The organism is Frankia umida, assembly GCF_023242945.1.
GTDB classification, from domain to species: Bacteria; Actinomycetota; Actinomycetes; order Frankiales; family Frankiaceae; genus Frankia; species Frankia umida.
The window spans coordinates 49,543-59,417 of sequence record NZ_JALKFT010000031.1 but is presented as its reverse complement, the minus strand read 5'-3'; the positions used below and the strand labels follow the sequence as shown (position 1 = coordinate 59,417).

Below are 9,875 nucleotides of genomic sequence, written 5' to 3'. Positions count from 1 at the left end.
TTTCCGGCCGTCCGTCTCCCGCATGCAAGAATTAAATCACAATGTGCCATCCGTGTCCAGTTACTTTCGTTCTTCTTAGTATGGGCAAAGCATTGGGTCGAAGTCCTGGATGAGCTCGCCTATGAAAGTTCTGGTCGTGTTCCAGTTCGGGTCGAGCCATCGCGCGATCACAAGTCCGGTGACCCGTCGAACACCCTGTGCCTTGAGCGCGGCCGAGACGGACTGGAGATGACCGCCCGTGGTCCAGGTATCGTCAAGGAGAAGTACGTGCGTGGCTGGCGTCGACAAAGCCGTGAAGTGCGAGGCATTGAACGCGCGGGCGTCGTCGTCATAGGTATTGGCTGGGCGGATTCAAGTGGTCATAGCGACGCGTGCTTCGCCAGCAGATCATTGAGCCTTTTCAATGTTGGTTTTCTGTGAGGACGAGGACGGCTTGAGCGATGTTCCCGACGCGGCGGGGGCAGCCGCGGTAGCGGTCGAAGATATGCCAGTTCTTGAGGACCGCGAAGCCGCGTTCTCCTGGTGATCGGGTGGCGGCGTGGGCGCGGTTGTCGTTTTTGTGCTGGTCGGTGAGGTCGCGTTTCGGTGGTTTTTTGTGGGGGACGAGGAGTCGGGTTCCTTCGCCGCCGACGTAGCCCTTGTCGGCGTAGAGGTAGAGTTCGGCGCGGTCGACGGTGTCCAGGATGTGGTGGGCGCGGGCGGCGGTGAGATCGTGGGTGCTGCCGGGGAGCCCATCGGAGATCCACAGGAGCCGGCCGTGTGGGTCGGTGAGGCCCTGCAGGTTGATCCCGTGGTACTTGTGCTTGCCGGAGTAGTACAGCCTGTTGAGGGCGCGGACCCGGTTGGTGCGGACCACGGTGCCGTCGAGGATGAGGAAGTTGCTGCGGGTCCAGGCGAACGTCCACACGGCGGCGAGCAGGCTGCGACCACGGGTCACGAGCAGCTCGACGGCTTCACGCAGGTAGTTGTGGACGGTGCCGACGCTGACCTCGAACCCTGCGGCGAGCCGTTCGTAGGTGTCGCCGTGACGCAGGTGTGCGAGCACGAGCAGGGCCTGACGTTCCGGCGGCAGCTTGCGCCAGGTCCGCCGGCGGTCGTGGTCGTCGACAAGCAGGCCGGTCAGGAAGTCCAGGGTCGCCCGCGGCAGGTCGATGACGCCAGGGTAGGTTAGCAACGGAAGTCCTCGGTCAGGGCACAGTGGAGTAGACACCCTGTGATCTACCGGGGACTTCTCTTGTTTCCCCGACTCCATCAACAACTTTTGAGCATGTGTCGGCGTGCCCGTCGAGGGGCGTGCGGAGCACCGGACGATCCACAGAAATCAGTTCGTAAATCCATCTCAAAAACTTTGAAAATGCTCATTGAAGACCTTGACTGGCTTCGCCCAACCCAACGTCTGTCGTGGCCGTCCGTTCAGCTGTTCGGCCACCCTGTCAAGCTCGTCCTGAGTATGCAAAGAAAGACCAGTGCCCTTCGGGAAATGCTGACGCAGCAGCCCGTTCGACGCTCCTATGTCTGTCAAGAGCTGGCTGAGAGCTCGGTGGTGCGGGTCGCTGCTTCGATGCGGCGGTAGAGGCGTCGGGCGAGGGCGCGTTTGAGGGAACGTCGGACGTCGGGGCCTGGGTGGGGGTACGAAGGGTGTCGGCGGGGGTGAGCTGATCGGCGTCGGTCCAGGCGTGGGTGGCCTCATCCCAGAACGGATGATGGTCGGTAGCGGTCAGGGTGGCAGGACCGTGACCGGTGTCGACGGTGACCGCGACCAGAGGTTTCTTCCCCTGGCCCACGATCAGAGCGGTGACCGTGTGAGCCTCGGTGCGGCCGGTGTCCGGATCGGTGGACAGCACCCGATCACCGACCTTGACCTTCCGGATCGGTCTCGTGGAACCGTCCGCCAGGAGAACCTCGGTGTCACCGTCGAAACTGTTCGGTGTGCACGACCCCCCGGCGATGCCGGCCGCGCCGGTCTGGGAGCCGGCGCCGCTGGTGGTGTGCTGGCAGACACGAGCCTGGATGTCGTCGTAACGGTCGGTGAAGGGATTGCCCGTCTGCCAGCAGGTCTGGTCAGGAGTGACCGGCCGGCAGGCGGTCGCCAACGCGGCCACACCGGTACCGCTGCTGTCACACGGGTTCGACGCCAGATCCGCGATCGCCGGTGCCGGATCAGGCTGATCCGCGGCAGCCGGCTGGCCACCGTTGGCAGGCACAGCCGCCGGGCGGGCCGCGGGAGCGGTGCCTCGGGCGCCCGCGGCCGGCGTGTCACCGATGCAGCGCGCCGGCGGGGCGCACATCGCACCGTGGAACACATATCCCGCGGTCGGATCCGGAGTGGTGATACCAGGACCGGAGTTCTCACTCGCCTGCGCCTTGCGCTGCGGAAGATTCTCCCCGGGACTGTGCAGATCCAGCCGGGTCGCGGTGATTCCCTGAATGTTCTGCTGCGCCGCGGCCGCCGCCGGTGAGCCACCACCGACGCCGGCCCGCCCAGTGCTGCCTGCCGCGACGGTTGGCGGACGCGGAGCTGGTGAAGGGAACGTCGGCGACGTCGCGGGAGGCGAAGCTGCCGGTGCCCGGGGTGTACCAGCGCGCCTGCGCGGAGACCCGGGACGTCGACGGATCCGTCCACGATCCCTGGAAGCCCACCCGCAGACCTGAGGTGCCGGCGGCCACCGGGGTGCCGAACGGGCCGTAGTGACGGCTGTCGGTCAGCGAGACGCCGTTGGTCGTGAACGCGCCGATCACGTCACCATGGGTGTTGGACAGTGTCGCCCAGTTCCCCGCGGCCATGCTGGTGGTCACCGACGCGGGGTCGGTCCAGGAGGTCAGCCGGTCGGCGCGGTCATAGGTGTAGGTGGAGGTGCCGGCACCGGCGACGCCGGCGGGGCTGATCGTGGTGGACAGTTCGTTGTCGTCGTTGTCGTAGGTGTAGCTCTGGGCGCGCAGGGTGCCGCCGGGTCCGGCCAGGGTGTCGGAGGTGGTGCGGCCCAGGTCGTCGTCAGCCGGCCGGCGAGGTCGTAGCCGAGGGTGCGGGTCGCGGAGGTGACTCCGGTGCCGGCGCGGCGGGGCGGCGTTCTGTGTTGCTCGCCCGCTTGGACGGCCGGGACCTGGCCGCCGCGTCACTACCCGGGCACACGGTGACGGTCACCGTGACCATCCCCAAGGATGCCCGCACCGGCTGCCCGGCCCGGGAGATCCTCACGACGCGGATCGGGAACATCGACCCGGGCATGTTCGCCGGCTCTCGCGTCGCGGCACCGGGCTCCGGATCGATCATCCCGCTCTCGCCGTCGCCCTCGGGAACACCCGCCGCACCGTCGACGGCGCCGACATCCGTGTCACCGACATCCGTGTCACCGACGTCGACACCACCGACACCACCGACACCACCGACACCACCGACACCGTCGCCGACCTCGCCTTCGTCGCCGCCCGCACCGGAGCGTGCGGCGACGTCGGAGTCGTCGACGGCCGCGGGGTCAACGTCAACGTCCGAGGCGGTGGTGGAAGGGTCGACGCGGACGGCCGCTCCGGCGGGCTCGCCGGCCGGGCGGTCGGGTCAGGACGCCGGGTGAGGTGCGGGCAGTGTCGCCAGCACGCCGGTCAGGGCGTCGACGACGGCGGGCTGCTGGTCGACCAGGTAGAAGTGGCCGCCGGTGAAGTGGCGCAGCTCGAAGGACGCGCTGGTGTGCTCGCGCCAGCGTTCGGCCTCGGCGGTGGTGACCCGGGAGTCGGTGTCACCGATCAGGGCGACGACGGGAATGTCGAGCACCGCGTCGGGACCGGGCTCGTAGGTCTCGATGGCCTGGTAGTCGGCCCGGGTCGGCGGGACGATCAGTTCGAGCAGTTCGGGTTCGGCGAGGATGCGCGGGTCGGTGCCGCCGAGGCTGCCCAGCTCCGCGATGAACGCGGCCTCGGGCAGACGGTGGTAGGACTCCTCGCGCAACGTCGACGGCGCGCGCCGCCCGGAGACGACCAGCACGGCGGGCCCCGGCCGCTGGGCGGTGGCCAGCCGCCGGGTCACCTCGAAGGCGACGACCGCGCCGAGGCTGTGCCCGAAGAACGCCAACGGACGGTCATCGTCGAGGGCCCCGACGACCTCGGCGATCTCGTCGGCCAGCGGCGCGATCGCGGTGTGGGCGGCCTCCAGACGACGATCCTGACGGCCCGGGTACTGCACGGCGAGCACATCCGCCACCGGTGCCAGCGCCTTCGCCAACGGGACGAAGAAACTCGCCGACCCGCCGGCGTGCGGGAACAGCAGCAGCCGTGGCCCACCCGCCGGAGCGGGCTGGAACCGCCGCAACCACCGTTCGCCGTCCGCAGAGATCCCCATCACCGCATCATAGGAGACCTACCCGCTCCATCCGGTCAAAGTCGGACGCCTCGCTCCACTTCACCGTCCACCTGGCCGATGCCCGGTAGCCCAGCACCACCGGACGCCCCCGGACCACCGGACAGCCCGACGACATCGGACGGCCCAACAACATCGGACGGCCCAGCAGCACCAGACTGCCCGGGAACACCGGGCGGCCCGGGCTTCGACTGGGCCCACGATCGTTGGGCGGCCCAGGCCACCAGTGCCGCGACCGCCGAGATCGCGCCGCCGACGTACAGCCCGGCTCGGGCGTCCGCGACGGCGGTGAGCCCGCCGACGAGCGCGGCGCCCAGGGGGGTCGTCCCCTGCATGATGAGGGTGTAGAGCGCCATCACCCGGCCGCGGTACTCCGGGTCACTGCCCAGTTGGACGCGGTGGTTCGCCGCCTGCATGAAGTACAGCGAGGCGAAGCCGGTCACGGCGAACAGGCCGAACGCCGCCGCGAAGCTCGGGGCGAAACCCGCGGCCGCCTCCGCCAGACCGAACCCGAACGCCGCCGACATCACCAGCCGCGCGGACGGCCGGGTCCGCCGCGTGGTCGTGAGCAGCGCCGCGACCAGCGAGCCCACGGCGAGCCCGGTGGTGAGCAGCCCGAACTCCGCCGCCCCCGCGTCGAACACGGTCCGGGCCATCAACGGGACCGTGAGCTGGAAGTTCATCCCGACCAGTCCGACGGCGGCGACCAGGCCCAGCACCACCACCAGATCCCGCTCGCCGCGGATGTACCGCAACCCGTCGACGACCCGCACCGACCGCGCCGGATCCCGCACCGACCGGCGGATCTCCTGCGGACGCATGAGCCGCAGCCCGACGACGGTCGCCAGGAAACTCCCGGCGTTGATCGCCATCACCGGCCCCGTGCCGACGGCGGCGATGAGCGGCCCGGCCGCCGCGGGCCCCACGATCCGGGCGACGTTGAAGTACCCCGCCGACAACGCCGACGCGTTCGGCAGCAGCGCGCCCCCCACCAGTTCGCTGATGAACGCCATCCGCGTCGGCGCCTCCACCGCGTTCACCACCCCGACCGCCGACGCGAACAGGCACACCTGCCACAGCCGCACCGCCCCGCTGAACACCAGCACCGCAAGCCCCGCCGCCAGCACACCCGAGATCACGTTCGCCCCGGTCAGCAGCGCCCGCTTGTCATACCGGTCGGCGAGCCGCCCGCCGTACAACGTCAACAACAGCACCGGCGTGAACTGCAACGCCGTCACCAACGCCAGCGCGTTACCCGGGTTGTCGCTCAGCGACAACACCAGCCAGTCCTGGGCGGTGTACATGGCCCAGGTCCCGGTGACCGACAGCACCTGTCCCATCGCGAAGAGCCTGAAGTTGTGGACCCGCAGCGCCCGAAAAACCCCGCCATCCCCACCGGTCCGCGCCTTGTCCACTACCACCGCTCCCCCGCTTCCACTGCCGCTTTCACCCACATCCGCCCCATCCACCGCCTCTTTCCGGTCCGCACCGGCAGTCGCGTCCGCACCCACACTCCCACCGCGCCCGATGGCTTTCTCCTCCCCGTGCGCGCCGTGCCCGCGATCACTTCGTTCCCATCGGCCACCCAGCCGGGCCGCGCGCCCGACGGCGTGGTTCGGAGCTGCTTTCGAGGTGCGCGGGGACCCGCGGCGCGCCACCGCTCACCCGGCCCCGTCCGCTACGACCGTCCGTGGCCGACTCGCGGATCCGCGGTCCGCGGTCCGCGGTCCAGATCGACGGTCCGCAGTCCAGGTCCACGGTCCAGGTCCAGATCCACGGTCCGCGGTCCGATGCCGAGGCCTGTTCGGTCTCGTGCCGAGGCCTGTTCCGGATTCGACCCCCGGAAATACCGAACAACCCTCGGCGTTCCGAGCCGGCACGCGTTTCCTTTGGGTGTACGTCGCGTCCCCGCGGCCAGGTCGGGTCGGACGTCGGATGATCCCACGCCAAGGCGCCGAGCCAGGGCTCCGATACCTCCGCGGTGACCCCGAACGGAGCTTGATCACACCCTGCCGAGGTTCGGCGAAGAAAAACCGACCTCGAAGGGAAGCCCACCACGACCGACCGACCGAACGAACGAACGGTTACAGGCCTCGGCCGGGGTTGAGGATGCCGGTGGGGTCGAAGGCGGCGCGCAGGCGTCGTTGCAGGTCGTGGCTGTGGGAGCCGAGTTCGGTGGCCAGCCAGCGGCGTTTGAGGATGCCGATGCCGTGTTCGCCGGTGATGGTGCCGCCGAGTTCCAGGGCGAGTTCGAAGATCTGTTCGGCGGCGTGCCAGGCGGCGGGGGGCAGCTCGGGGCTGGCGGGGTCGACGACGATGATCGGGTGCAGGTTGCCGTCGGCGGCGTGGGCGAGGGTGTAGATGTCGACGCCGGTGGCGGCGGCGATGTCGGTGACGCGGGCGATGGCCGTCGCGAGCTGGCTGCGGGGGACGGCGATGTCCTCGATCAGGGGGCGGCCGAGGCGTTCGAGGCTGGGCAGGGCGGCGCGGCGGGCGGCGAGCAGGGGTTCGGCGGTGGCGTCGTCGGTGCTGCGGTGCACGGCGCGGGCGCGGGCGGCGAGGATGGCCTGCGCCTCGTCGGCCTCGGCGGTGGCGCCGGCGCCGTCGGTCTGGACCAGCAGGAAGACGGCGCCATGGGTGGCCAGGGTGCTGCCGGTGGCGGCGTCGACGGCGCGCACGGTGCGCTCGTCGAGTAGTTCGGCGATGGCGGGGACGATCCCGGCGGCGGTCAGGGCGGTGACGGCGTCGACGGCGGCCAGGGCGGTGTCGAAGTAGCCGGCGAGGGTGACGGTGGCGCGTGGGAGCGGGCGTAGCCGCACGGTGGCGCCGACGACGACCCCGAGGGTCCCCTCGGAGCCGACGAGCAGGCCGGTGAGGTCGTAGCCGGCGACGCCCTTGACGGTGCGCCGTCCGGTGGTGATCACTTCGCCGTCGGCGAGGACGACCTCGAGGCCGAGGACGGATTCGCGGGTGACGCCGTACTTGGCGCAGCGTAGTCCGCCGGCGTTGGTCGCGATGTTCCCGCCGATGGTGGAGATCGACGCGCTCGCCGGGTCGGGCGGGTAGCTCAGGCCGACCTGGCGGGCGGCGGCGTCCAGGTCGGCGGTGATGACGCCGGGTTCGACGACGGCCACCGCGTCGGCGACGGACAGTTCGCGGATGCGGTTCATCCCGGTGAGGTCGAGCACGACCGTCCCGGCGCCGGCCGCGGCCCCACCGGCCAGGCCCGTGCCGGCGCCTCGCACGATCACCGGCACGCCCCGGGCGGACGCGACCCGCAGCACGGACTGGACGTCCGCGACCTCCCGGGCGAAGGCGACACCGAGCGGGCGTCCGGGCGGGATCCAGCCGGAGCGGTCGAGCCGGTGGGCGTCGATGATCGCCGGGTCGGTGCTCCACCGTCCGACCGGCAGCGCGACGGCGAACGCCTCCGTCACCGCCGCCTCCCCGCCCCCGCGGCGCCCGGCGGGAGCGGCGGGAACGGCGGGAACGGCGGGGGCCGCGGGGAGGTCGGTGCCCACCTCGGTGCTCATCAGGCGCCGGTGGCCACGGGACGCGCGGGGTCCGACGACCAGGCCGACCAGGAACCCGGGTAGAGGGCGGCGTCGATGCCGACGACGGCGAGGGCGGCGATCTCGTGGGCCGCGGTGACCCCCGACCCGCAGTAGACCCCGACGGTCTGGTCGGTCACGTCGATGCCGAGGGCGGCGAAACGGGCGCGCAGGTCGGCGGCGGGACGGAACCGTCCGGTGGCGTCGAGGTTGTCGCCGGTGGCGGCGCTGAGCGCACCGGGGATGTGGCCGGCGCGGGGGTCGATCGGTTCGACCTCGCCGCGGTAGCGTTCGCCGGCGCGGGCGTCGAGCAGGATGCCGTCGTGGGCCAGTGCCGCGGCGGCGTCGGCGTCCAGGACGGGCAGGTGCCCGGCGCTCAGGACGATGTCGCCGGGTGCGGGGGTGACCTCCCCGGTTTCCAGCGGCAGGCCGGCCGTGCGCCATCCGCCCAGGGCGCCGTTGAGGATGCGCACGTCGGGCACCCCGGCCCAGCGCAGCAGCCACCACGCGCGGGCCGCGGACAGCCCGCCGACGTTGTCGTAGACGACCACCGGACGGCCTGCGCGCACCCCCCAGCGGCGCGCGGCGCGTTGCAGACTGTCGAGGTCGGGCAGGGGGTGGCGACCGGCGGTGCCGTCCCCGGTGGCGGCCCGGGCGTGGTCGGCCAGTTCGGTGTCGAGGTCGACGTAGACGGCGCCGGGCAGATGCGCCTCGCGGTAGTGGTCGTGCCCGTGCGGATCCCCCAGCGCCCAGCGCACGTCGAGCAGCAGCGGCGGGGTGGCCGAGTCCAGTTCGTCGCGCAACGCCGACGCCTCGACGAGCACCGCGCCCGGGCCGGTGCGTCCGGCCAGGTCCACGGGCACCCGTCCGTTCGCCACCTGCCCGCCGGCGGCGGGGGTGGCGGTGGCGAGCAGGGCCTCGAGGTCGGCGTCACCCAGGCCGCCGGGGGGAACGCCGCGGCGGGCGGAACCGGCGATGCGGGCCTGCACGCCGGCGTTGACCGGCGCGGTCAGGCCGTGCAGCCGGGCGAGCAGGACGATCTCGCCGTTGAGGAAGTCGGATTCGACCGAGCCGCCACGGGCCAGGCTCTGCCAGGTGGAGCTGCCCCCGCGCACATGCCCGGGGATGTCGGCGAGCACCAGGCCGCTCAGGTCGAGGCCGGGCGCGAGCCCTTCGGCCACGTCGATGCCGGCGGCGGCCAGGGCCCGGCGGGCCTCGACGACGAGTTCGGCGCCGGCGGCGTCGCGGCGCGGGCCGGGCGGGTAGAGCGCGTCCAGGTTGTAGGCGAGGTTGCCCAGCAGCTTGCCGGCCTTCCACCGCTCGATGTCGCCGATGACCTGCACGGCCAGCGAGGCCCGCCGCAGGTCGTCGGCGATCCCCGCCGTCAGCGCGTCCACCTCGGACGTCCCCACACCACCTGCGGCGGGGCCGGGGGTGCGGCCGAGCAGCAGGGCGGTGACGATCGGTGTGGCCGGGGAGATGACCTCGCCGGGGCGCAGGTGTGACGCCGGGCTGTACACGACGGCGTCCAGGACGGTGGCGAAGCGGCGCAGGGCGACGCGGGCGCTGTCCAGGCCGTTCTGCAACAGGACGACGGGCAGGGTCTCGGCCGCGGTGGCGGGGCCGCCGTCCACCGGCGCCCAGGCCCAGGCGGCGAGGACGGCCTCGCTGTCCTGCACCTTGGTCGCGAGGACCAGCACGTCCGTGGCGCGCAGGTCGACCTCGGCGGGGCCGGCGGCCACCGGCAGGTCGAGCTGGTGCACGACCGGGTCGCCGCCCTCGGTGGCCGGCGGCCGCAGGTAACGCAGGCCGCCTTCGCGCAGCGCGGCGAGGTTCGCGCCGCGGGCCACGACCAGGACGTCGATGCCGGCCAGCCGCAACTGCGCGGCCACCGTCGCGCCGACCGCACCGGCGCCGATGATCACGTAACGCCGGGTGGTGGCGGTCGCCCCGTCCCCGGGTGCGGTGCTGGTCAT

At 71.8% G+C, this 9,875-nt stretch carries 8 protein-coding genes and 1 pseudogene; 1 reads left to right on the top strand and 8 read right to left on the bottom strand.

Features of this window, described 5'->3' with window-relative positions; genetic code table 11:
- Positions 1-420: hypothetical protein (locus tag MXD59_RS21670; RefSeq protein ID WP_248826464.1), on the top strand; the 420-nt coding region annotated here is incomplete at its 5' end.
- Here MXD59_RS21670 and MXD59_RS21665 read toward each other — a convergent pair.
- The 8 genes and pseudogenes from MXD59_RS21665 to MXD59_RS21630 all read right to left on the bottom strand — a co-directional run bounded on the left by MXD59_RS21665 (position 401) and on the right by MXD59_RS21630 (position 9,875).
- A complete protein-coding gene (locus MXD59_RS21665) occupies positions 401-1,174 on the bottom strand; it encodes a transposase family protein (protein WP_248822163.1) in 774 nt (257 codons plus the stop codon). The genes MXD59_RS21670 and MXD59_RS21665 overlap by 20 nt on opposite strands.
- Positions 1,175-1,339: 165 nt before the next feature.
- A pseudogene (locus MXD59_RS21660) lies at positions 1,340-1,504 on the bottom strand (IS30 family transposase); the annotation flags it as partial.
- Positions 1,434-2,288, bottom strand: a complete 855-nt coding sequence (locus tag MXD59_RS21655; protein WP_248826463.1) for a polymorphic toxin-type HINT domain-containing protein — start codon at positions 2,286-2,288, stop codon at positions 1,434-1,436. The pseudogene MXD59_RS21660 and the gene MXD59_RS21655, both read right to left, overlap by 71 nt.
- 61 nt (positions 2,289-2,349) lie before the next feature.
- Positions 2,350-3,117, bottom strand: a complete 768-nt coding sequence (locus MXD59_RS21650) for a hypothetical protein (protein ID WP_248826462.1) — start codon at positions 3,115-3,117, stop codon at positions 2,350-2,352.
- Between the two features lie 436 nt (positions 3,118-3,553).
- Complete coding sequence (locus tag MXD59_RS21645; RefSeq protein WP_248826461.1) at positions 3,554-4,330, bottom strand: thioesterase II family protein; 777 nt, start codon at positions 4,328-4,330, stop codon at positions 3,554-3,556.
- A gap of 35 nt (positions 4,331-4,365) precedes the next feature.
- Complete coding sequence (locus MXD59_RS21640) at positions 4,366-5,763, bottom strand: MFS transporter (protein ID WP_308301756.1); 1,398 nt, start codon at positions 5,761-5,763, stop codon at positions 4,366-4,368.
- 669 nt (positions 5,764-6,432) lie between these two features.
- Complete coding sequence (locus MXD59_RS21635; RefSeq protein ID WP_248826459.1) at positions 6,433-7,881, bottom strand: FAD-binding oxidoreductase; 1,449 nt, start codon at positions 7,879-7,881, stop codon at positions 6,433-6,435.
- Complete coding sequence (locus MXD59_RS21630) at positions 7,881-9,875, bottom strand: rhodanese-like domain-containing protein (RefSeq protein WP_248826458.1); 1,995 nt, start codon at positions 9,873-9,875, stop codon at positions 7,881-7,883. Before MXD59_RS21630 ends, MXD59_RS21635 begins: the two co-directional genes overlap by 1 nt.

What these genes read in the sequence shown, in the direction of transcription:
- MXD59_RS21655 (WP_248826463.1), bottom strand. Translation starts at nt 2,288, where the DNA reads ATGTGCGCCCCGCCGGCGCGCTGCATCGGTGACACGCCGGCCGCGGGC.
- MXD59_RS21635 (WP_248826459.1), bottom strand. Translation starts at nt 7,881, where the DNA reads ATGAGCACCGAGGTGGGCACCGACCTCCCCGCGGCCCCCGCCGTTCCC.
- MXD59_RS21630 (WP_248826458.1), bottom strand. Translation starts at nt 9,875, where the DNA reads ATGACCAGCACCGCACCCGGGGACGGGGCGACCGCCACCACCCGGCGT.
- MXD59_RS21645 (WP_248826461.1), bottom strand. Translation starts at nt 4,330, where the DNA reads ATGGGGATCTCTGCGGACGGCGAACGGTGGTTGCGGCGGTTCCAGCCC.